The sequence below is a fragment of the uncultured Tateyamaria sp. genome, from assembly GCF_947496075.1.
GTDB lineage: Bacteria > Pseudomonadota > Alphaproteobacteria > Rhodobacterales > Rhodobacteraceae > Tateyamaria.
Map to the genome: position 1 here is coordinate 330,269 of NZ_CANMBJ010000001.1, position 22,898 is coordinate 353,166.

The following is a 22,898-nucleotide window of genomic DNA, read 5'->3' on the forward strand; positions in this document are numbered from 1 at the left end:
CAAGCGCCGGGGAGGTGCAAGGCCCGTTAACCGGCGGCTTCGAAGATTTGCACGCGCGTCACGGTGTTGCCGTTGCCGAAAACCCGGACGAGAACGAAGCCGATGAACTGAGAACGGATACGCTCGACCGTATGGTAAGAAGGATCGTACTCGCATCGCCCCGCAATCATTGCCCGCCGCTCCGCCGTGGTAAAGAACGGGTCGATATTGTCCGCCGAGTCGCGTCTGCCGAATTTGTGGACGTTGGCGCGATCCTGCTGCACGATCCCACACACGTCATTCAAAGGCAGGCCGCTTGAGTTGTAAGTGTCCTGTGGTGACAGCATCGCGTAGTACTCAAATGTAAACTGCTGCGCAGAGGTCGGTGCGACTGTCAGCCCCAAACCAAAAAAGGCGGCGGCCAGCATCATCAAACATCTTTTCATCAATCATTCCCCAGAATCAAAAAAACCGATGAGCGTAGGATAACGATCATCAGTTTTTTCAGACAATAAATGTCGCGCCTTACATGTGGATCACACGATCATAGGCATCCAGCACGCTTTCGTGCATCATCTCCGACAATGTCGGGTGCGGGAAGACAGCATGCATAAGGTCTTCTTCCGTTGTCTCCAGCGCTTGCCCCACTACATACCCCTGGATGAGCTCGGTCACCTCGGCACCGATCATATGCGCGCCCAGCAACTCACCCGTTTTGGCATCGAACACGGTCTTGATCATGCCCTCTGGCTCGCCCAGGGCAATCGCCTTGCCGTTGCCGATGAACGGGAACTTCCCGACCTTCAGTGTATAGCCAGCCTCTTTGGCCGCCGCCTCGGTCAGACCAACAGACGCGACCTGCGGGTGGCAGTAGGTACATCCGGCAATGGAGTTGGGTTTGATCGGGTGAACATCGTTCTTGCCAGCAATCAGTTCAGCCACCATGACGCCCTCGTGTGACGCCTTATGTGCCAACCACGGCGCGCCAGCAATGTCGCCGATGGCATAAATCCCCTCGACACCGGTCCGGCAGTATTCGTCCGTCACAACGTGGGTGCGATCCACCTTCACGCCCAGTTTTTCAAGGTTCAGCCCCTCGACATTCCCAACGATACCAACGGCGGAAATAACTGTGTCGAAATCATGCTTCTCAACCTTGCCACCGACCTCGATATGGGCCGTCACCTTGCCCTTTGCTCGATCAAGTTGCTTGACCATCGCCTTTTGCATGATCTTCATGCCCTGCTTTTCGAACGCCTTCTTGGCAAAGGCCGAAATCTCGGCATCCTCAACAGGCAGCACACGATCCATGACTTCCACCACGGTCGTTTCGGCCCCCAACGTATTGTAGAAGCTGGCAAACTCGATCCCGATAGCACCGGAGCCGATCACCAGCAGCTTTTTTGGCATCCGCTTCGGCGTCAGCGCCGCCCGGTAGGTCCAGACAAGATCGCCATCCGCCTCAAGCCCCGGCAACTCACGCGCCCGCGCGCCAGTGGCAAGGATGATGCTCTTCGCTGTCAGCTCCTCGGTGCCCTTGTCGGTCTTGACGCTGACCTTACCCTTGGACGGGATCGTCCCCTCGCCCATTATGACCGTCACCTTGTTCTTCTTCAGCAGATGCTGAACACCGCCGGACAGCTGACCAGCCACCTTGCGTGAGCGTTCAACAACAGCGGGCAGATCATAGTCCACACCGGTCGCCTTCAGGCCAAACTCCTTGGCGCGGTGCATTAAGTGGAACACTTCCGAACTGCGCAACATCGCCTTGGTCGGGATGCAGCCCCAGTTCAAGCAGATGCCGCCAAGACTCTCGCGCTCCACCACGCAGGTACTCAGCCCCAGTTGCGCCGCACGAATGGCTGCCACATACCCGCCTGGGCCAGATCCGATCACCACCACATCAAAGGATTTCGCCGCCATTTCAATGCCCTCGCCAAACGCTGCGCCAGATTTAGTTTACCGTTAAACTATTTCTGAACACTTCACAACGGAAGCATGGCGCGACAAAACGCCTGACGCAAGGGAAGCCCCGCGCCAGCTCGTCATTGAAACAGAAAAAGTTTGTCAGGCAGCCTTGTCGGCCTGCATGCCCCGCAGAACGGCACCATAACCGCCTGCGTCCAGATGCGCTTTTTCCGCTGCCGTCGTGGCCCGTCTCAGAACCGCATTGCGGTGCGGAAAGCGGCCAAATTCGCGGATCACTTCGCGATGCGCACGGGCATGTAGCAGAAACTCGTCATCCTTCATCCGCTCACAAATCAAGCGCACGGCCCGATCCTGGTCACACAGGTTTTCCGAATGCTCAAGCGGCATGTAAAAGAACTGGCGCGCAGGCAGATCTATCCGCATGTCCCAGCCTTTCGCGATCGCGGATTTGGCCGCGGCAAGGGCCGCCTTGTCCGTGGAAAAGGCTGCTGCATCATCGCGAAACATATTGCGTGGGAACTGGTCTGTCAGAATGATATAGGCCAGCGCCCCCGACGGATATGTCAACCAAAGCGCAAACTTGCCTTCCGTCGCCGCCTTCCACGCGCCGCCAAAACGGTCGCGTATTTTTTGATCGAATGCAGCGTCAGATTTAAACCAATCATCCGGCGTGCACTCATCCAACCAGAAACTCAATACTTCGTCCGGACCAACCATGGTTTGTCTCCCGCTTCCCATGCCCCGTACTCAAATCGTTACATAAGTTTTCCACAGACCCCAATCACGAAATACGACAGGTGCGACACATTGCGTGTTAGGATGCCGCTTGTGCGTCATCTTCCGCCTCCAAATCAGCCTCAATGGCGTATTCTTGCGCGAATTCCATGCCAACCGGCGTCGTGGTGGCCTGGGACATCACAACATACGAACCCGTTTCTTCGACGGGAACCGCAGCCCGTTGCGTTCTCCGGTAGGCTGCATAGGAAACCAACGCGGCAAACAGCACACCAGTGAACATATAAAAACCCGATGGCCCCACGCTTTCCATCAGCGCACCAACGATCAGCGGACCGAAAACAGCACCCAGACCATTGATAAAAACCAACCCGCCAGACGCGGCCGCCATATCATCGTGATCAAGAAAGTCGTTCGTGTGGGCCAAAAGCAGGGAATAAAGCGGGTTTGACATGCCCCCCACGACAAAAGCCGACACCAGAAGCATTGCGAAATTGCCACCCAGAATCAGGCCAAGGACTGACCCACCACCGCCGATGGCTGCGACGATCAGGATCAGCGCCCGGCGGTCCATCCGGTCCGAAATCCAGCCAATGGGATATTGCAACAGCATGGCCCCGACAAAGAAGGTCGACACAAAGGCCGAAATCTGCGCGACCGACAGCCCTACTTGCGTGCCGTAAACCGCCGACATCCCGAATTGCGCGGCAAAGACACCTCCCAGCAGGAACATGCCCACACAGCCCAAGGGCGAGGTCGCGACAAGCGCGCGCAGCGACATCGGCTTGGTTGTTTCAAAGGCCGGCACCGGACTGATCGACAACAGGATGGGCGTAATCGCCAGCGACACCAGCACCGACGGGATGACAAACAGGACAAAGCCCGAGGGATCGGCGGTCAGCAGCAAATACTGGCTGACCACAATGCCGAATGTTTGCACAATCATGTACAAAGACAGAGCCTTGCCCCGGTTCGAATTGTCGGCCGCATCGTTCAGCCAGCTTTCCGCCGTGACATAGACGGCAGAAAAGCAAAAACCGATAACAACACGCCCGATGGTCCATGCCCACGGATCCGCAAAGGTTGGGTACAGGATCATTACCGCCGAAATCAGCGACGCGAGTGCCGCAAAGACGCGCACATGGCCCACCCGCTGGATCATCCTTGGGGCCAGACGGCTGCCACCGAGAAATCCAAGGAAGTAAGCCGACATGACAATCGACATCTGGGCGGTCGAGAATCCCTCGATCTCCCCCCGAATACCAAGCAACGTGCCTTGCATCCCGTTGCCCACCATCAAAAGCCCCATGCCAAACAGCAGGGCCCAGGCGCTTGTCAGAACTTGGAACATGATGCGGAACTCCTTGAAGGGGTGAAATCACCCTGCCCTGCATTTGCCGACCGTGTCGCAGATATGTGCGACCAGTGTGTGTCGGTTTCCGGTGTCACGTTTGCGGCAACAAAAGCGACGCATCCCCATATGAAAAGAACCGGTACTCCGATTTCACGGCGTGGTCATAGATGGCGCGAATGCGATCCTGCCCCATCAGGGCTGACACAAGCATCATCAATGTCGATTTGGGCAGGTGGAAGTTGGTCATCAACCCGTCCGCCACGCCAAAGCTGAAACCGGGATAGATGAAGATATCCGTTTCCCCCTCCCACGGCGCGATGCCGCCATCCCGCGCCATCGTCTCGATCAAACGCAGGGCCGTGGTGCCAACGGGAATCACCCGGGCACCGCGCGCCTTGGCTGCCGCTATGTCCCGCGCGGCCCGGCCCGAAACCTGCCCCCATTCGGCGTGCATCTTGTGCTTGGTCACATCATCCACCTTGACCGGCAGAAATGTGCCTGCACCGACGTGCAATGTCACATGGGTCGTCTCGACCCCGTGCGCGGCCAGCGCTTGCATCAACGTTTCGTCGAAATGCAGCGAGGCCGTTGGTGCCGCCACAGCGCCACTGCGCTTGGCCCAGATGGTTTGGTAATCGGTCTTGTCCTGTGCGTCTGCAGGACGTTTGGCGGCGATGTACGGCGGCAGCGGCATCGCACCGGCCTCAGCCAGCGCCGCGTCGAAATCCTTACCCGTCAGGTTGAACCTCAAATGCCCCTGCCCGTCGGCGCTGCCTTCAAGCGTGGCCGACAGATCATCGGAAAAGCGGATCACCTCGCCCGGCTTCACCTTCTTCAACGGTTTGACCAAAGCCGACCATGTGCCGTCAGCGCGGGGCTCCAGCAGGGTCGCCTCGATCCGTGCTTCGGTCAGGCCTTGCGCACTTTCCCGTGCGCGGGTGCCGAACAGGCGCGCCGGGATCACACGCGTGTCGTTCAAAACCAGCAAATCGCCAGGACGCAGCCATGATACAAGGTCCGTGACCATCTGATCGTGGATCGAGTCCCCAACGGCCACCAGCAACCGCGCCGATGACCGCGGTGATGCGGGACGGGTCGCAATCAGCGCCTCGGGCAAATCAAAATCGAAATCATCCAGTTTCATGCGCGCCACGTAGCGACGCAATCACCGATCATCAATGCGTTTTTGCCGTTCAATCCGTCTTTGTTCGGCACGGCTGGGTCCTGTGTCCTCGGGCACAAAGGCCTCCGGTACGACCGGCGCCACCTGCTCCCCTTCGACCCGGGGAACATCCGGCGCCGGGGCGCGGAAAATCTCGCGGAACACGCCGGGCGTCAGCGCCGACAGCGGATTGACCTGCACGCGCGGGTTCGCCGCCGGGCCGCGCAAACGGTAGTTGAAACCGATCAAACCCTCGCCGCGCCGAGGGGTAAAGATGCCGCCGATCCCATTGATCAGAAACAGGGGTGAGATCACGCCCTGCATGTTCAGACGCCCGCCTGCCACATCATAAACACCATCCATGGACAGCCCCATCGATGGCCCCGTCGCACTGGCCTGTGTCAGTGTCATCGTGGATGGGGTCAGGCGGAAAGAGGCATCGACATTCTGAAAGTGAATGCCGCTGCCGCTCATCTGCTCCAACAGGCCGACAACACTAAGCGCATTCAAAAGAGCGGCAATGGCCGGCGCATCCTGCACCCGCGTTTCCTTGACACTCAACGTGCCGTCAAAGGCCGCATCGCCTACAGGCAACAGGGTCAGGGACAAGGACCCGCCGCGCGCCTGTTTCAAAATACCGGCTGAGGCCGCCACACCACCAGCATCGTCCGACGTGATGCGGATCGCACTGCGACCGTTCTGCGGCAGCACCTGGCCACGGATCGGCGTTCGGCCATTCACCCGGGCACGAAACTCGCCATCCAACCCGCGCGCCATGTTGAAATCACCCGTCACGCGATCAAGCGCGATGGTGTCGGTGATCTGCAATCGATCCAATGTCAGGCTCAGCGGCCCGCCCCCCTGCTGCCCGCCGGTGCCCGCACCCGAACCACCAAAATCCGCCGCGCGCAGATCCAGCACGCCGCCACGCACCTCGACCGCCGGCGCAGCGCCCGAGCCACGGCCCCACAGATCCACCGGGCCATTCATCCAGTTTCCGACACGAACAGAGCTGAAACTCGCCCGCTCCAGCCCCCCGCCCGGAATGAACGTGATTGCCCCTTCCGCCTGCAAGCCAGGCGTATCCAGCGCAATCCGATCCACACGCGGCAACGGCCCAAGTTGCCCGGCCAGGGTCAAGGACGCAGCAGCTGACGCAGGCTTCGACCACCCCAGCGGCGGCGATGACAGGCGCACCCCACGCAGGTTGGTCGACAAGGCAAAGGAGGGGACACCGCCGCCCACCGGCAGGTCAATGGTGATGTTACCGGTCCCCCGGCCCGTCACCAACCCGGGCGGAAGGCCCAGTTCAAACGCATCAATCGTGCGCTCTGACAGCTCGATTGTGCCCGTGACCTGGCTCGGTTGCGGCGATCCCTGCCCCAATGGCTGCGCCCAGCGCGCATCAAACGGCACCCCATCCAACGTTCCGGGGCCAGACACCTCAACCCTGTTTTGCGAGGCGATGACCCGCAACGTGTCCGCCGCCAGACGTCGCCCTTCGATCAGGGTGGTGCTCAACACATCCCGGGCAGTGCCGGTCGCATCATACTCAACATCCTGGGGCTTCAGCCCCTTCTTCATGGCAAAGGCCAGCGTACCGGCGGCTTGCAAACGCCCGTCCGCCAGTGTCGGAGACAACCCCGCGCGCTCCATCACGCTCAGCGGTGGCAAATCCAACAGCGACAGGCCCGCCGTCACTGTCCCGTCTGTTTCCAACCGGACGACGGCAGGCACACCCTCACGCGCACGCACATCGGGAATGATGAAGGACGACCCGCTGACATCGATACGGCCACCACGCGGTGACGCGACAAAGCCCTGATCAACGGCAACCACAAAACGGCCATCCAGCAGGCTGGCGCTCCCCCTCGCCTGCTCGACCGGGGGCATCGTCTTGAGGTAACGCACCCGCGCGTCCTCGTAAGCAAACCCGGCATAGGCGACCGTTGGACTGCCGGGCGTATCCCGCAGTGCAACATCAATGTCGCGCATGAACCCATCTTGCAGGTTCTCCAGCACCCATTTGCGGGCCTTGGGTGCATAGCGATCCGGCCAGATCTCAAGCAGACGTTCAGGCATCATGCCCGCCACCTGCGCATCCAGCTCATAGCTCCACCCATTTGGGGCCGCCAACAAGGAACCCTGCGCAATCAGGTTTTGCCCATGGTCCTCAAACAAAGCCTGTCCGATATCCAGCCGAAAGGGATCAAGGCGCAAACGAAAATCCAGCTGCGCCGCCTGCATCTCGATCGGTTCAGGATACAGGTTATCCGGATTTGCACTTAACGACGTGGCCCGAAACTGGCCGACAAGATCATCAAGACCGCCCTGATCGTCCAACCCCAAAACCGCCTGACCGTCGATCTGCGCCGTGATCCATGCGCTTTCGACGGACAATTCGTTAAAGGTCAGGACGGTGTCGCCGGGATCGTAGCTGAAGTAACTGCGCGCCGACTGGAACGGCACCGGTCGTGTCGCGTCGGTTGGTTGAATAACACCCGCGCCGATATTCAGCGACACATTTAGCGGGGCCAGCACGCCATCCGCGCCCACGCCGCCACGCACCGCACCCGATATCGGGGCACGCACCACGTCAAGCCATTCAAAAGCCGGTGCGAGAACCGCAATATCTCCGGCATCCACATCGCTGACCAAGACACCAAAGGTGGCCGATGACTGCCCGACCTGACCCTCGTAATTGGCCTCCAGCGTCGCCACGTCCTCGCCACCGCTCAGCAAGGCAAGGTCCGAAGTAATGCGCACTGCGTCGCCGTCGCGCGCCAATCGCATCCGACCACCGTCAACCGTCCACGCGCGGGAGGATCTGACATCCTCGACCCGCAGGGTCAGCGCCTGAATGTCGCCCGAGGTCAGGGCAGACAAGCCCGGCAAGGTCAGCAGTTCGTCAACGCTTTCGATCAGCAGGGCCAGGTTGGCCGCCCGCTGCGTGGGTCCGGTCAGATCCAGACCGCCGGACAGAATGACCGAGCCATCAATCTCACGCCGCATACTGGCAAAGACGCCGGACACACTGATGTCCGTGGGGCGAAACTCTCCCTGCGCCAGACCGGTCACGGATAAACCAATCCGCATTTCGGAAAAGCCCACAATCTCTACGCCAGCTGTGTTCAGCACTTGCACATTGCTCATGCGGACCCGTGGCTTGCTGCTGTCCTCGACGACAAGATCGAGCGCATCAAAGCGCAGCGACGCCGCGCCCAACGCTTGTCCTGCCCGCACCTCGATCCGGTCGCGCAACCAATCCGGTGCCGCAATCGGTCGCCCGATCAGCACATAGATGGCGGTGCCCAGAATGACGGCAAAGAAAAGACTGAAAAACAGGCTCCCCAGCCCAAGGCGACGCCACAGGCTTTTTTTCCGCCGCGCGGGCGGTTCAGGAGTCGGGTCTTCACTGCTCATGTCTTTATTCTTGTCCGCCCAGCCCTATCATGCCAGTCACAACTTTCCCAAGTCTTATGAAAAGGCCGAAACATGCTCGATATCGCCTCCCCCGCCCCTGACTTCACCTTGCCTGACAGTGATGGAAATGATGTGACCTTGTCGGCGATGCAAGGCGGTCCGATCGTACTTTATTTCTATCCACGCGATGACACGCCGGGCTGCACCAAGGAATCGATCGCCTTTTCAGAACATCTGGCCGAATTTGAATCCGCTGGCGCCAAGGTTTTTGGCATCTCCAAGGACAGCGTCGCCAGCCATGCCAAGTTCGCCAAGAAACGCGAGCTGACCGTGGGGCTTTTGTCGGACGAAAACGGCTCGGTCTGCGAGGATTACGGCGTTTGGAAGGAAAAGAACATGTACGGAAAAAAGTACATGGGCATCGAACGCACCACCTACCTCATCGACGCCAACGGCAGTGTTGCAATGGTCTGGCCCAAGGTGAAGGTGCCCGGTCACGCCGAAGCGGTGCTGGCGGCTGTCAAAGCCCTGTGACCGGATGGCATCTGCCTGAGCGGTTCCAGACGTCAGCAGGTTTTGTTGCTGCTGGTCGATCCGGCACCGGCCCCGCGCTGGTGCTGGCCCATGGCTGGCCCTGGTCGTCCTTTTCCTGGCACCGCGTGATTGCACGCCTGTCCGAACAGTTCACCGTGCACTGGTACGACATGCCCGATTTCGGCGCTTCGGAACATCGGGCCGACCGTCCCAGCGGGATTGATGCGCAAGCGCAGGTCTTGGCCGAGATGCTCGATCATTTCGACCTGCGCGCACCCATCGTGTGGGCGCATGATTTCGGCGGCGCGATTACATTGCGGGCGCATCTGATGGGCGGTGTCGAATATACCCGTCTGGTCCTGATGAACGTGGTGATGATGCGCCCGTGGGGGTCAGGCTTTTTCGATCATGTGAAACGCCATGTCGATGTGTTCTCCGCCGTGCCGCCGCACATACATCGGGGTATTGTCGAAGCGTATATCGGCGGCGCTTTCGCACATGGCATCGCCGGGGACGACATGGAGCAACTGGTCGCGCCCTGGCTGGATGCAGAGGGGCAGATCGCATTCTATCGCCAGTTCGCGCAAGCGGACGAGGCGCTCACCGCAGCGTTCGAGGACAAGCTGGATCAGGTCAGATGCCCGGTTCACATCTTGTGGGGCGCTGATGATCCGTGGATACCCTTGGCGCGTGGGCGCGAATTGGCTTTGGCGATGGACCGCCTACCCATGACAGAACTGCCGGGACTCGGACATATGCCGCAACTCGAAAACGCTGACGCAACGCTCCGGGCCGCCCTGCCCGCCCTCGCCCCATGATGCCCCTTGCGCAAATGGCGGAGGCTGTGCTGCGCACCGCAGATGGCCGGGAAAAGACGGCCCTGTCCCGCAAGCTGGCCGCCGAATGGAAAGCGGCACGGGCCGACGGGCACACACCTGACATCGGCACGGCTTCCCCGCCCATGCACCCGGCCCGGCCATCAACGCCCGAACTGCTCAGCCCCCGTGACGTGCCGCGCCGCCGCCCCGGCAGCCCGCAGGGGCGCATCGCGCTGCTGCACGCCGTGGCCCATATCGAACTCAACGCCGTCGACCTGCACTGGGACATCATCGCCCGCTTCACCCATGTGCCGATGCCCATGGGGTTTTATGACGACTGGGTGAAAGCGGCAGACGAAGAATCCAAACACTTCAACCTGATGTGCGACTGCCTCGAAGAGTTGGGCAGCCACTACGGCGCCCTTCCGGCCCATGCGGGCATGTGGCGCGCCGCCGAAGACACGGTAGAGGATTTCATGGGCCGTCTGGCCGTTGTCCCCATGGTCCTCGAAGCCCGCGGTCTCGACGTGACGCCGGGCATGATCGACATCTTCCGAAAAGCGAAACTCGACAGCGCCGTCGCAGCACTCGAAACCATCTATGCCGAGGAAGTGGCCCACGTCGCTTACGGCTCGAAATGGTTCCACTTCATGTGTGGGCGCTACAATCTTGACCCCAAGGATGCGTTCCACGCCTTGGTTCAGAAATACTTCCACAGCCCCCTCAAACCACCCTTCAACGAAGAGAAAAGGGCAGAGGCCGGGCTGCCCCCGGATTTCTACTGGCCTCTTGCGCTAACGGACTGATCCGTATGGATATCATGCGCGGTTTTCCGCCAATTTGATACATTTCCGCACCGGTTTTACACAGAACGTAGCGTGAGACTTGCCGCCAAAGCGCTGTGACTTTATGCACAGGCGTTAGGGCGTCGTGTTTGGGGATATGAGCGCCGCTGTGGGATGGGAACTAAAGGGACGAGCGTTTTGCGGACACGCCTCGGCATTAAGTGGCACGGACTTCTGGAAAAGTATTTTCCCGAGCGTCGCGTCTTTCTCAAATCGGACAATGACACCAGGTTCATCCGGCTTCGGCCCGGCACACAACTGCTCGCTTTCGCGGGCAGTTCTTTTGTTGTGGCATGGGCAATCGTGGCAACGGCCATCCTGCTCATGGACAGCATCGGGTCCGGCAACTTCCGTGAACAGGCCAAACGTGATCAAACCACCTATCAGGCCCGCCTGAACGATCTGGCTGGTCAACGCGACGCCCGCGCTGAGGAAGCGCTGGCCGCACAAAACCGCTTCAACGCCGCCCTTCAACAGATCTCCGTCATGCAATCAGAACTGCTGACGTCCGAGACACGCCGCCGCGAACTTGAAACCGGGATCGAAGTGATCCAGGCGACGCTGCGCGGCACCATGAAGGACCGTGAAACAGCACGCGAGCAGCTGGCCGCACTGCAGGACCAGGTTGAGACCGGTGGCGCAGGCACGGCACTCGCCGCAAGCGGTGGTGGGGCACCCATGGATTTTGTGGCAGACGCGCTCGCCAAAACCGCTGCCGAACGCGACAAGATCGAACAGGACGCGCAGGATGCGCTGCTTGCCGCCGACGCAATGGCGACCGAAATTGCGCTGATGCGCGAACAGAACGATCAGATTTTCCGCCAGCTCGAAGAAGCGATGACCGTCTCCGTTGCACCGCTGGACAAGATGTTCCGCTCCGCTGGTATGCCCACCGACCGGATTATCGAGCAGGTCCGGCGCGGCTATTCCGGCCAAGGCGGCCCGCTGACCCCCCTGTCCTTCTCGACACGGGGTGAAGAACCCAGCCCCGACACGCTGCGCGCCAATCGTCTGCTGAACCAGATGGACACGCTGAACCTCTACCGGATTGCCGCACAGAAAGCCCCCTTTGCCACCCCGGTCAAATCCGCCTTCCGCTTCACATCGTCGTTCGGCTTCCGCCGCGACCCCAAAACGGGCGGTCGACGCATGCACAAAGGCGTCGATTTCGCCGCCGGTCTGGGCACACCGCTATATGCCACGGCCGACGGCGTTGTGACCCATGCAGGCTGGCAATCGGGCTATGGCAGACTTGTCAAAATCCAACATGAATTCGGGATCGAAACCCGCTACGCGCACCTGTCACGGCTGCGTGTGAAAGTTGGTCAAAAGGTCTCGCGCGGGGACCGGATAGGTGATATGGGAGCGTCTGGACGGGTAACCGGCGTGCATCTGCACTACGAAGTCCGCGTCGGCGGAAAAGCCGTCAACCCGATGATCTATATCAAGGCAGCCAACGATGTTTTCTAAGAGCAAAATCAACGATCCCGCGCCCAGCACCGATGCGGAGAAAAAAGCGGCACCGGCCGCCCCTGCCCCCGCAGCGCCCAAACAGCAAAGCGAATTCAAGGCCAGCGCGCCCAAGGCGAAACCACCCGCATCGCTTCTCTCAGCTGACCTGCACGTCACGGGCAACATGAAAACCACCGGCGACATCCAGGTCGAAGGCACAGTTGAGGGCGACATTCGCGCCCACCTGCTGACCATCGGTGAAAGCGCCACGATCAAGGGCGAGGTCGTCGCGGACGACGTCGTGATCAACGGTCGCATCGTGGGCCGCGTCCGTGGCCTGAAAGTGCGCCTGACCTCGACCGCACGGGTCGAAGGCGACATCATTCACAAGACCATCGCCATCGAAAGCGGTGCCCATTTCGAAGGGTCCGTACAGCGTCAGGACGATCCCCTGAACGCGGGCGGCAACAAGCCCAAGGCACCACCGCAGCAGCCATCGCCAGCGCCGCAAAACGGCTAGGGTCTTTTTCACATGACAGACACACGGGCGCCCCAGACCACTGCGGCGCCCGTTTTTCATCCCGGGTTCTGCGCGGAACGCAGTCGCCCCTACATCCTTGTTGCGGCGGTACTCGCCTCGGCCCTGGGCATCATCGATGGCACGGTCGTAGCCATCGCCCTGCCCGCCATGCGCGACAGCCTGGGCGCGGGGCTGGTACAGGCACAGTGGATTCACAACGCTTATATGCTCACGCTGGCGGCCCTGATCCTTGTCGGCGGGGCCATGGGCGACCGTTTTGGACTGGGCCGCGTTTTTGGGCTTGGCATTGCGCTTTTTGTTGTGGCGTCGATGTTTTGCGCCCTCGCCCCCACGCCGCTCTTCATGATTGTCGCACGCGCGGTGCAGGGTGTGGGCGCGGCCATCATGGTGCCCGGCTCGCTCGCCCTGATTGCCCGCGCCTATCCCCGCGAAAGTCGGGGGCGCGCCATCGGCATCTGGGCCTCTGCAACTGCAGTCACCACTGCAGCGGGGCCCATCATCGGCGGGCTTACCCTGACCATTGGCGGGCCCGAAATGTGGCGCTGGATCTTTGCCATCAACCTGCCGCTGGGCGCTTTGGCGCTGTTTCTGCTGTACCGCCATCTGGGCGACGACCCAGCCAAGGAGAATGCCCGCGTTGACATTCCCGGTGCCCTGACCGCCACTGCCGCTTTGCTAGCCATCGCATGGGGACTGACCTCGCTTGATCATGGCGGCAACGCGACGATGTGGCTGATCGTTGGCGCGATGATGCTGGTGGCTTTCCTCTGGACGCAAACGCGCAGCGATCATCCTATGATGCCGCTCACACTCTTTGCCTCGCGCCCCTTCTCTGCCGCCAACGCGCTGACGTTCACGCTCTATTCCGCGCTGTCGATGATGTTCTTCTTCATGCCGATGACCTTCATCGCAGGCTGGGGGCTCAGCGAGATTGCAGCCTCCGCCGCTTTCGCGCCCATGTCGGTGTTCATTTCACTGTTATCAGCCCGCGCGGGCAAACTGGCTGACCGGATCGGCCCTGCGCCCCTGCTCATTGGGGGATCACTGGTGGTTGCGACGGGCTACGCGGCGATGGCGATCCTCGCATCGTATCAGAATTTCTGGGGTCACATCCTGCCTGCCATGTGCCTCGTAGGCCTTGGCATGGCAGCCGTTGTGGCCCCGCTCTCAACCTCAATCATGGCAGCGGTGGACGAAACCCAATCCGGCACGGCCTCGGGCATTAACAACGCCGTCACGCGGATGGCAGGCCTCATCTCGGTGGCCGCTGTCGGCGGGTTCGTCGCGGCCCTCTACGCAGGCGCAGGGGGCACCGCCAGCTTCGGAATCGAGAGCGATACAGCAGGTCACGGCGCGGCCATGACAACGGCATTCACAGGGCTTGCTTGGATCGCCACAACGCTCGCAGTGATCAGCGCAGGCCTCGGCTGGTTGACCCGACGTGTAAACGAAAATTAACCTTCAACCACTTTTTAATCGTTGAATACTGCAGGTTAAGTCGTTGCACGAAAACGCAAAAAGGGCACACTTAAAGTGTGCCCTTTCAACGTGTCCCCGCGGGGACAGATTTTTATTCGGTGACCGACACCTTGGTCATCACATCCGGCGCACCTTCAATCGCACCCGACCGCGGGTGCCCCCGCTTGATCTGGTCCAGCACCTCAAGGCCCGAGGTCACGCGGCCTACAACGGTGTACTGGCCATCCAGAAACGGCCCCGGCTGGAACATGATAAAGAACTGGCTGTTGGCACTGTTCGGGCTTTGCGACCGCGCCATGCCGACAACCCCACGGTCAAAGGTGACGTCCGAAAATTCGGCTGGCAGATCCGGTTGGTCGGAACCCCCGGTCCCCGCACGACGACCATCATAGTCACCGCTCGTATCTCCGAACTGCACGTCACCGGTCTGCGCCATGAAGCCGTCGATCACCCGATGAAAGGCCACCCCGTCATACTCACCACCTTCGGCCAGCGCCGTGATGCGCGCGACATGTTGCGGTGCCGTGTCTTCCAGAAGATCGATGGCGATGGTGCCATTGGCCTCACCGCTCACCTCAATCTCAAGGCCCGAGGCCAGCGCTGTCCCCGCAGGGACAACAAGTGCTGCGGCGGCGATCAGGTTACGCCACATCGGCGGCCACCTTTACGCTGATCATACGGTCAGGCTCGGCAGGCGGCTCGCCGCGGGTGATTGCATCGACGTGCTCCATGCCAGAGGTCACCTGACCATAAACGGTGTACTGACCGTTCAGGAAATCATTGTCCTTGAAGTTGATAAAGAACTGGCTGTTGGCGCTGTCGGGGTTGGCCGACCGCGCAGCCCCCAGCGAACCACGGGCGTGGGGGACCTTGGAGAACTCGGCCGGAACGTCCGGCTTGTCCGAACCACCTGTGCCGGCCATGCGGATATTGAACCCGTCTTCCATGTCGCCATGCTGCACGTCGCCCGTCTGCGCCATGAAACCGTCGATTACACGGTGAAACGCGACGTTGTCATATTCACCGGCACGCGCCAGTTCCTTCATCCGCTCGACATGCTTGGGGGCCACGTCGGGCAGCAGTTGAATGGTGACGGTTCCGCCTTTGAGCTCCATCAGGATCGTGTTTTCGGGGTCTTTGATCTCGGCCATGTGCGCCTCTTTCCAATTGGTTTGGGCATCTACCTAAGCCGGTGGGCACGCAGGGACAAGTCACCCGGTTGACCCGAGGTGCATTTGCCGCGATGCAAGGGCCAACACAGAGGCAAAGGAGTGCGCAACATGGGCTGGAAATCGCTGGATGATATGGATCTGAACGGTAAGCGCGTGTTGACCCGCGTCGATATCAACGTGCCCATGGAGGATGGCCGGGTGACCGACGCCACCCGCATTGAGCGGATCGTGCCCACCATCAAGGACATCCGCGCAAAAGGCGGCAGCCCGGTGTTGCTGGCCCATTTCGGACGGCCCAAGGGCCAGCCCAACCCCGAGATGTCTTTGCAGCCCCTCGTCCCTGCCCTCGAACAGGCGTTCGGGTGCGCGGTCATCTTTGTCGAACGTCCCAGCCGGGACTGGATCGACGCGCAACCTGCCGACGCTGTCATTCTTGTGGAGAACACCCGCTTTTCCCCAATGGAAGAAGCCAACGATCCGCAGATGGCACAATTCCTTGCCACGCTCGGCGACGCCTATTGCAACGACGCATTTTCTGCAGCGCACCGGGCGCATGCCTCGACCACCGGCGTGGCCCACCTGCTGCCCAACTGCGCGGGTCGGTTGATGCAGGCGGAACTGGAAGCGCTAGAAGCGGCCTTGTCCAACCCGAAGCGTCCCGTAGGAGCCGTTGTGGGTGGAGCCAAAGTGTCGACCAAGCTGGACCTGCTGCAGAACCTCGTGAAGAAGATCGACGTGTTGATCATCGGCGGGGGCATGGCCAATACATTCATCGCGGCACAAGGCGCGGACCTTGGCGCATCGCTGCAAGAGGCGGACCTGCACAACTCCGCGCGGGACATCATGGCGGCAGCCAAGGACGCAGGCTGCACCGTGATCCTGCCGACAGACGGACGTGTCGCGCGCGAATTCAAAGCCGGTGCGGACCATGAGGTGATTGCCCTTGGGCAAGATACGAAACTGGCAGATGACCAGATGGTTCTGGATGCTGGCGATGATGCAGCCGACACCATCGCACGGGCGTTTAGCGATTTGGAAACGTTGATCTGGAACGGGCCACTCGGCGCATTCGAGATCGCGCCATTCGATACGGCAACAGTGACCGCAGCCAAGGCCGCTGCAGCGCTGACCAAGGCAGGCAAGCTGGTCACCGTCGCAGGTGGCGGAGACACGGTGGCCGCGCTCAATCAGGCGGGTGTTGCAGGTGACTTCACCTATATCTCCACCGCCGGGGGCGCATTCCTCGAATGGATGGAGGGTAAAGACCTGCCTGGGGTAGCTGCGCTCACTCAATAGTCAGCGCGAGCCGGTTGGCGCAGACGCGCCTTAACTCATATGATGCCCTATCGATCTGCATCAAATGGGGGACACGACATGGCCTGGACACTGATCACCGGCGCATCCGAAGGTTTGGGTGTAGAGTTCGCGTGCGTTGCGGCCAAGGAAAACCGCAATGTGATCCTGGCCGCGCGGTCCAAGGACAAGCTTGACGCGGTCGCCGAGGAGGCGCGCAGCCACGGGGTTGAGGCGGTGGTGATCCCCGCCGATCTGTCCGACATGGCGGAGGTCGACCGGTTGTGGTCCGAAGCGAGTAACGGACGCGAGATTGATGTCCTCGTGAACAACGCAGGTCTTGGCTATAGCGGGCCGTTCGACGCCGGTCAGGGATGGGAGCGCGAGCTGGCCTCGATCAACGTGAACATGCTGGCACTGACCCGGCTGATGAAGCTGGCGATCCCGCACATGCAGGGTTTGCCCAAGGGGCGTATCCTGAACGTCGCCTCTGTCGCTGGGTTCACCCCCGGTCCGCAGATGGCAGTGTATCACGCCACGAAAGCTTATGTTCTGTCCCTGTCCGAAGCAGTAGCCGAAGAATTGCGCGGATCATCCGTGACCGTGACGGCACTGTGCCCTGGTGCGACTGCCACCAATTTTTTCGATGACGCCGACATGCACGGCGTGCGCCTGCTCAGGATGTCGAAGCCCATGAACGCCAGGGACGTGGCCGAGGCCGGTTGGCTACACGCACGGATCGGCAAGCGGATCGTCGTACCCGGTGCCATGAACAAGATGTTGGCTTTCCTGCCCCGGATATCGCCGCGAACCCTGACAACGCGGATAGCCGCGCAAATGATGGGAAAACACTAGGCCTTGTAAACAAAAGGGATTCACAGCGCGAATCACCTGTGTCATAGTGTTCGAAACCGCCCAAAGAGGCGGGAACAAAGGCAGTAGTTTCACATGACCCGTACAGCGCGCCCCGCCGTGGGCACATTTATCTTCTTCTCGATTACGTTCGCTTTGGCGATCTATTTCACCTTTGCCGCCGTACAGGGGGATTTTGGTCTGTTCCGCCGTGCCGAGATCGAAGCAGAAGCGCGGGACCTGTCGCGCCAGCTTTCTGAGGTCCAAGTGCAGGTGGCACAGATGGAGAACCTGACCAAGCGTTTGTCGGATGATTACCTAGACCTTGACCTGCTAGACGAACAGGCCCGCAGCGTGCTCGGCATGTTGCGCAGTGACGAAATCGTCATACGCTGACCCCTGAAAAACAAGCATTATTGGTGCAAGTTGCCCTCGCGGCAGATTGGCACTCGCCTCGCGTGAACGAATCCTGTAGGGAATAGTTTAACGCTAAACTATTCCTTGTCAGGGAGGTCGCCGCCATGGCCGCGCGCAAAGCCCAAACGAAACCAAACGTGTCAGCGGAGGAGCTGCAGGGCTACTACCGCGACATGTTGCTGATCCGCCGGTTCGAGGAAAAAGCCGGGCAGTTGTACGGCATGGGCCTGATCGGTGGGTTTTGCCACCTTTATATCGGGCAGGAAGCCGTGGTTGTGGGCCTGGAGGCTGCGGCCGAGGACGGCGACAAGCGCATCACGTCCTACCGCGATCACGGCCACATGCTGGCCTGTGGCATGGATCCCAATGGCGTGATGGCCGAGCTGACGGGTCGCGAGGGCGGCTATTCCAAGGGCAAGGGTGGCTCCATGCACATGTTCTCGAAAGAGAAGCATTTCTATGGGGGGCATGGCATCGTTGCCGCGCAGGTGCCCCTTGGTGCGGGCCTCGCCTTTGCTGACAAGTATAAGGAAAACGGGCGCGTCACCTTTACCTATTTCGGTGATGGTGCGGCCAACCAGGGCCAGGTCTACGAGGCCTATAACATGGCCGAGCTCTGGGACCTGCCGGTCGTATTCGTCATAGAGAACAACCAGTACGCCATGGGCACCTCCACCAAGCGGTCAACGAAGTCGCCCAGCTATTGGGAACGTGGTGCGGCTTATGGCATCCCCGGCGAGGAAGTAGATGGCATGGATGTGTTGGCGGTCAAGGCGGCGGGTCAGAAGGCCGTCGCGCACTGCCGGGCTGGCAAGGGTCCGTATATCCTTGAGATCAAGACATATCGGTATCGCGGTCACTCGATGTCCGATCCAGCCAAGTATCGCACCCGCGAGGAAGTGCAGAAGATGCGCGATGAGCGTGATCCGATCGAGGCCGTCCGTTCCATGCTACTGACCGGCAAGCACGCGACCGAGGATGACCTGAAGGCCATCGACAAAGAGATCAAGGAAATCGTGAACGCCTCGGCCGAGTTTGCGAAGGAAAGCCCGGAACCAGCGCTCGACGAGCTTTGGACCGATATTTACGCCTGAGGGGAGACGAGACTTATGGCAACCGAAATTCTCATGCCCGCCCTGTCCCCCACCATGGAGGAAGGCACGCTGGCGAAATGGCTGGTGAAGGAGGGCGATACGGTATCGTCCGGTGACATCATGGCCGAGATCGAGACCGACAAGGCGACGATGGAGTTCGAAGCCGTCGATGAAGGGATTGTTGGCAAGATCCTGATCGCGGAAGGCACCGAGGGTGTGAAGGTGAACACGCCCATCGCCATTCTGGTCGACGAAGGTGAAGAGGTCGGCGACGTATCTGCCGCCCCTGCCCCGGCAGCCGAAGCCGCCCCTGCGGTTGAAGCATCTGCATCTGCCGCTACGGCGGCGCCTGCCGCACCGCAGGTCGACCTGACGCCGGACTGGCCGGAAGGCACCGCGATGAAGGAGCAAACGGTCCGCGAAGCGTTGCGCGACGCCATGGCCGAAGAGATGCGGTCTGATGACACCGTGTTTCTGATGGGCGAGGAAGTGGCCGAGTACCAGGGTGCGTATAAGATATCGCAAGGATTGCTGGACGAATTCGGGGCAAAGCGTGTGATTGACACGCCCATCACGGAACACGGCTTTGCCGGGATCGGTGTCGGTGCTGCGTTCGGTGGCTTGCGCCCGATTGTCGAGTTCATGACCTTCAACTTCGCGATGCAGGCAATTGACCAGATCATCAACTCGGCAGCCAAGACGCTGTATATGTCCGGCGGTCAGATGGGTGCGCCCATGGTGTTCCGCGGCCCGAACGGTGCTGCCGCCCGCGTGGGTGCGCAGCACTCTCAGGACTACGCGGCGTGGTACATGCAGGTTCCAGGTCTGAAGGTGGTCATGCCCTATTCGGCCTCGGACGCCAAAGGTCTGATGAAGACGGCGATCCGCGACAACAACCCCGTCATCTTCCTGGAAAACGAGATCCTCTACGGCCGCACCTTTGACGTGCCGGACATGGACGATTTCACAGTGCCCTTCGGCAAGGCGCGCATTTGGCGCGAAGGTGACGATGTGACCATCGTATCCTTCGGCATCGGGATGCAATACGCGCTGGAGGCTGCGGACAAGCTGGCCGCTGAAGGCATCAATGCCGAGGTTATCGACCTGCGTACCCTGCGCCCGATGGATACGGGCACGATCATCAATTCGGTAATGAAAACAAATCGCTGTGTGACTGTTGAAGAGGGTTGGCCGCAAGGCTCTGTAGGCAACTACATCAGCTCGGTCATCATGCAGCAGGCCTTCGACTACCTCGATGCACCGGTCATCAACTGCACAGGCAAGGATGTTCCAATGCCGTATGCCGCGAACCTCGAAAAGCACGCGCTGATCACCACGGACGAGGTGATCGAAGCCGTCAAGCAAGTCACCTACCGCTAAGGAGCCGCAGACATGCCGACAGAAATTCTCATGCCCGCACTGTCTCCGACCATGGAGGAAGGTACACTTGCGAAATGGCTGGTGAAAGAAGGGGATACCGTATCGTCTGGTGATCTACTGGCCGAGATCGAGACCGACAAGGCAACCATGGAATTCGAAGCGGTCGATGAAGGGATCGTCGGCAAGATTCTGGTCGCGGAAGGTTCGGAAGGTGTGAAGGTGAACACCCCCATCGCTGTATTGCTGGAAGACGGCGAAAGCGCAGACGATATTGGCAGCGCAAGCACCGCGTCGACGGCCCCCGCGCCAGCAACCGTTGAAGCCCCAGCCAGCGAACCTGCAGCCGCGGTAGCCGCTGCACCTGCTCCGTCTGCGCCCAAGAGCAACGACGGAACCCGTATCTTTGCATCCCCGCTTGCGCGACGCATTGCGGCGCAGAAAAGGCTCGACCTGAGTGCGATCAAAGGATCCGGGCCGCATGGTCGCATCGTCAAGGCGGATGTTGAACAGGTAGAGGCTGCTCAAGTGCAGGCTGCACCGGCGACAGCAGCAGCCACACCGATTGCGGCAGCCCCAGCAGGCCCCAGCAGCGACACCATTGCGAAAATGTATGAGGGGCGCGAATACGAAGAAGTCAAACTCGACGGGATGCGGAAAACCATTGCTGCACGGCTCACTGAAGCCAAGCAGACGGTCCCACACTTCTACCTCCGGCGCGATATCAAACTGGACGCGCTGCTCGAATTCCGCAGCACCCTCAATGGGCAGCTGTCCGAGCGCGGGGTGAAACTGTCCGTGAACGACTTTATCATCAAAGCCTGCGCGCTGGCGCTGCAACAAGTGCCTGACGCGAACGCGGTTTGGGCAGGTGACAAAGTGCTCAAGCTCACGCCTTCCGATGTTGCCGTCGCAGTAGCAATTGAAGGCGGACTTTTCACACCCGTGTTGCAAGACGCACATCAGAAATCGCTGTCCGCACTTTCCGCGGAGATGAAGGATTTGGCAGGTCGCGCCCGTGATCGTAAACTCGCCCCGCATGAGTATCAGGGTGGTAGTTTCGCCATCTCGAACTTGGGTATGTTTGGGATCGACAACTTCGACGCGGTTATCAATCCCCCACACGGCGCAATTCTCGCCGTTGGCGCCGGTGTCAAAAAACCAGTGGTAGGCGCGGATGGAGAATTGCAAGTCGCGACCGTGATGTCCGTCACCCTATCCGTGGATCACCGTGTGATTGACGGAGCTCTTGGTGCGAACCTTTTGAAAGCCATTGTGGACAATCTGGAAAATCCATTGGCAATGCTTGCTTGATACAGAAAAAACCCCTGGCGAACGCCAGGGGCTCTACTCGCTATTCGGCTGCACCTGATTTGCCAAGACTAATAAGAAAAACAGCCTCAACAACAAAGACTTTCAGCTAGTTTTCACAATCGCAAGATAGATCGCTTACTGATCCTTACCCAGCATGTGGTTCATGGATACCGAGGGTTGATCACAGCCAGCCTCGCCTACAATCCGCGCCGGAATTCCAGCAACTGTTTTGCACGGCGGGACCTCTTCCAAAACAACAGAACCCGCTGCAATACGGCTGCAGTTACCCACCAGAATGTTTCCAAGCACTTTGGCACCGGCACCAATAAGAACACCATCACCGATCTTGGGGTGCCTATCTTCTTCCTCTTTGCCGGTCCCGCCCAGGGTCACGGAATGCAACATGGATACGTTGTCGCCCACAACAGCGGTTTCACCGATAACGATGGAATGTGCGTGATCGATCATGATGCCCTTGCCAATGTGCGCGGCTGGGTGAATGTCTACACCAAATATCTCGGACACGCGCATCTGGAAGAAATAGGCAAGGTCGGTATGGCCTTCCTGCCAAAGAAAGTGCCCCACACGATACGCCTGCATTGCCTGATACCCCTTGAAGTACAAGATGGGTTGCAGCAACCGATGGCATGCCGGGTCACGTTCATAAACAGCAACAAGGTCTGCGCGAGCAGCCTCTACCAGCGCCGGCGACTTCTGGTAGGCTTCTTCGACAATCTCGCGCACGACAACCATGGACATCTCGTTCGAAGCCAGCTTGGCCGCAATCCGATAAGACAGCGCTTTTTCCACAGATTTGTGATGTAGAATGCATGCGTGTACGAACCCACCGATCAACGGTTCGTCTGAAACAGCTCGGCGCGCCTCTTCCGTAATCTGGTCCCAAACCGGATCAATCGAAGCGATGTTTGTGCGTAGGTCAGCCATAGAGTGTCCTTTCGGATTCTTCCTACCCTATTTAAGACCTTTTCTCCAAACGCAAACCCGTGATGTGTCCCATCTCGAAACTGGATCATTTGCCCATGCTCGCGCAGGCTGGTTCCACGGCAAAGCTCCCAACACAGTTAATGCCGCGCAAGTGCTACAGGCTGCATAGCCCCTGTTCGAATC

Annotated in this window: 21 protein-coding genes; 12 read left to right on the plus strand and 9 right to left on the minus strand. The window is 60.0% G+C overall.

Translation table 11 applies throughout. The features are described from left to right. Positions 1-26: 26 nt before the first annotated feature. The 6 genes from Q1A51_RS01660 to Q1A51_RS01685 all read right to left on the minus strand — a co-directional run bounded on the left by Q1A51_RS01660 (position 27) and on the right by Q1A51_RS01685 (position 8,582). Positions 27-410, minus strand: coding sequence for a hypothetical protein (locus tag Q1A51_RS01660; RefSeq protein ID WP_299603047.1), 384 nt, complete (start codon positions 408-410; stop codon positions 27-29). 94 nt (positions 411-504) lie between these two features. Next, positions 505-1,902 carry a dihydrolipoyl dehydrogenase gene (gene lpdA, locus Q1A51_RS01665; RefSeq protein ID WP_299603050.1) on the minus strand — a complete coding sequence of 466 codons (1,398 nt, stop codon included), beginning with the start codon at positions 1,900-1,902 and terminating at the stop codon, positions 505-507. Positions 1,903-2,046: 144 nt separating this feature from the next. After that, on the minus strand, positions 2,047-2,625 hold the full coding sequence (locus Q1A51_RS01670; RefSeq protein ID WP_299603053.1) for a DUF924 family protein: 579 nt from the start codon (positions 2,623-2,625) through the stop codon (positions 2,047-2,049). Positions 2,626-2,722: 97 nt separating this feature from the next. Next, a complete protein-coding gene (locus Q1A51_RS01675; protein ID WP_299603056.1) occupies positions 2,723-3,994 on the minus strand; it encodes an MFS transporter in 1,272 nt (423 codons plus the stop codon). A gap of 94 nt (positions 3,995-4,088) precedes the next feature. After that, positions 4,089-5,141, minus strand: a complete 1,053-nt coding sequence (queA, locus tag Q1A51_RS01680; RefSeq protein WP_299603059.1) for a tRNA preQ1(34) S-adenosylmethionine ribosyltransferase-isomerase QueA — start codon at positions 5,139-5,141, stop codon at positions 4,089-4,091. Positions 5,142-5,162: 21 nt separating this feature from the next. After that, positions 5,163-8,582 carry an AsmA-like C-terminal region-containing protein gene (locus Q1A51_RS01685; protein ID WP_299603062.1) on the minus strand — a complete coding sequence of 1,140 codons (3,420 nt, stop codon included), beginning with the start codon at positions 8,580-8,582 and terminating at the stop codon, positions 5,163-5,165. Positions 8,583-8,654: 72 nt separating this feature from the next. Here Q1A51_RS01685 and bcp point away from each other — a divergent pair, with 72 nt between their 5' ends. The 6 genes from bcp (at position 8,655) to Q1A51_RS01715 (ending at position 14,230) form a co-directional block, all read left to right on the plus strand. Further along, positions 8,655-9,116 carry a thioredoxin-dependent thiol peroxidase gene (gene bcp / locus Q1A51_RS01690; RefSeq protein ID WP_299206570.1) on the plus strand — a complete coding sequence of 154 codons (462 nt, stop codon included), beginning with the start codon at positions 8,655-8,657 and terminating at the stop codon, positions 9,114-9,116. Continuing rightward, complete coding sequence (locus tag Q1A51_RS01695; protein WP_299603066.1) at positions 9,113-9,934, plus strand: alpha/beta hydrolase; 822 nt, start codon at positions 9,113-9,115, stop codon at positions 9,932-9,934. Before bcp ends, Q1A51_RS01695 begins: the two co-directional genes overlap by 4 nt. Then, positions 9,931-10,740 (plus strand): ferritin-like domain-containing protein, encoded by an 810-nt coding sequence (locus tag Q1A51_RS01700; RefSeq protein ID WP_299603069.1) that lies wholly within the window; start codon positions 9,931-9,933, stop codon positions 10,738-10,740. Before Q1A51_RS01695 ends, Q1A51_RS01700 begins: the two co-directional genes overlap by 4 nt. Positions 10,741-10,917: 177 nt before the next feature. Then, entirely contained in the window at positions 10,918-12,249 is a 1,332-nt protein-coding gene (locus Q1A51_RS01705) for a M23 family metallopeptidase (RefSeq protein WP_299603072.1), read from the plus strand. Then, positions 12,239-12,751 (plus strand): polymer-forming cytoskeletal protein, encoded by a 513-nt coding sequence (locus tag Q1A51_RS01710; RefSeq protein WP_299206578.1) that lies wholly within the window; start codon positions 12,239-12,241, stop codon positions 12,749-12,751. Before Q1A51_RS01705 ends, Q1A51_RS01710 begins: the two co-directional genes overlap by 11 nt. Before the next feature lie 12 nt (positions 12,752-12,763). Further along, positions 12,764-14,230, plus strand: coding sequence for an MFS transporter (locus Q1A51_RS01715; RefSeq protein ID WP_299603075.1), 1,467 nt, complete (start codon positions 12,764-12,766; stop codon positions 14,228-14,230). A 112-nt stretch (positions 14,231-14,342) separates the two neighbouring features. Here Q1A51_RS01715 and Q1A51_RS01720 read toward each other — a convergent pair whose 3' ends face one another. Both Q1A51_RS01720 and Q1A51_RS01725 read right to left on the minus strand, forming a co-directional pair. After that, entirely contained in the window at positions 14,343-14,903 is a 561-nt protein-coding gene (locus tag Q1A51_RS01720) for a peptidylprolyl isomerase (RefSeq protein WP_299603078.1), read from the minus strand. Beyond that, on the minus strand, positions 14,893-15,402 hold the full coding sequence (locus Q1A51_RS01725; protein ID WP_299206584.1) for a peptidylprolyl isomerase: 510 nt from the start codon (positions 15,400-15,402) through the stop codon (positions 14,893-14,895). The genes Q1A51_RS01720 and Q1A51_RS01725 overlap by 11 nt, the downstream gene beginning before the upstream one ends. A 129-nt stretch (positions 15,403-15,531) precedes the next feature. Between Q1A51_RS01725 and Q1A51_RS01730 the strand changes: the two genes are divergently transcribed. The 6 genes from Q1A51_RS01730 to Q1A51_RS01755 all read left to right on the plus strand — a co-directional run bounded on the left by Q1A51_RS01730 (position 15,532) and on the right by Q1A51_RS01755 (position 21,770). Further along, entirely contained in the window at positions 15,532-16,719 is a 1,188-nt protein-coding gene (locus Q1A51_RS01730; RefSeq protein ID WP_299603082.1) for a phosphoglycerate kinase, read from the plus strand. 78 nt (positions 16,720-16,797) lie between these two features. Beyond that, positions 16,798-17,571, plus strand: coding sequence for an SDR family oxidoreductase (locus Q1A51_RS01735; RefSeq protein WP_299603084.1), 774 nt, complete (start codon positions 16,798-16,800; stop codon positions 17,569-17,571). 93 nt (positions 17,572-17,664) lie between these two features. Next, the gene (locus Q1A51_RS01740; protein ID WP_299603088.1) at positions 17,665-17,964 is read left to right on the plus strand and encodes a septum formation initiator family protein; all 300 of its coding nucleotides are present in this window, start codon (positions 17,665-17,667) and stop codon (positions 17,962-17,964) included. 125 nt (positions 17,965-18,089) lie between these two features. Then, a complete protein-coding gene (pdhA, locus tag Q1A51_RS01745) occupies positions 18,090-19,079 on the plus strand; it encodes a pyruvate dehydrogenase (acetyl-transferring) E1 component subunit alpha (RefSeq protein WP_299603091.1) in 990 nt (329 codons plus the stop codon). 15 nt (positions 19,080-19,094) lie between these two features. Beyond that, positions 19,095-20,459, plus strand: coding sequence for a pyruvate dehydrogenase complex E1 component subunit beta (locus tag Q1A51_RS01750; protein ID WP_299603095.1), 1,365 nt, complete (start codon positions 19,095-19,097; stop codon positions 20,457-20,459). 12 nt (positions 20,460-20,471) lie between these two features. Then, entirely contained in the window at positions 20,472-21,770 is a 1,299-nt protein-coding gene (locus Q1A51_RS01755) for a pyruvate dehydrogenase complex dihydrolipoamide acetyltransferase (protein WP_299603099.1), read from the plus strand. 135 nt (positions 21,771-21,905) lie between these two features. Here Q1A51_RS01755 and cysE read toward each other — a convergent pair whose 3' ends face one another. After that, positions 21,906-22,715 (minus strand): serine O-acetyltransferase, encoded by an 810-nt coding sequence (cysE, locus tag Q1A51_RS01760; RefSeq protein ID WP_299603103.1) that lies wholly within the window; start codon positions 22,713-22,715, stop codon positions 21,906-21,908. Positions 22,716-22,898: the final 183 nt, after the last annotated feature.